Below are 311 nucleotides of genomic sequence, written 5' to 3'. Positions count from 1 at the left end.
GTGCCGATGGCGGCGCCCGCGGCATTCTCGGCAACCACGGCGGCCGAGAGCGCCGGGGCATCCGGCGCCTCGTTCACATCGCTGACGGTGAGGGTGAAGCTGCTGCTGCTGGCAAGGCCGCCGGGGTCGGTGGCGGTGACGGTGACCTCGACCGCGGGCTCGGCCTCATGGTCGAGGCTGATGCCGTCCTTCAGCTTGAGGGTGGTGCCGTCAATCTCGAAGCGGGCGTCATCGACGCTGTAGCTCAGCACATCGCCGTCGGGATCGCTGGCCGAGACCGTGCCGATGGCGGCGCCCGCGGCATTCTCGGC

General features: G+C 70.7%; 1 protein-coding gene. It reads right to left on the bottom strand.

What is annotated here, in order from left to right; all coding sequences use genetic code 11:
* Nucleotides 1-311 (bottom strand): cadherin repeat domain-containing protein (locus ACXAHG_RS23590; RefSeq protein WP_475061266.1); only part of this gene is annotated, 311 nt, incomplete at both ends.

This window comes from Leisingera sp. ABD4_442, assembly GCF_056160905.1.
This window is presented reverse-complemented; position numbering and strand designations above follow the sequence as displayed.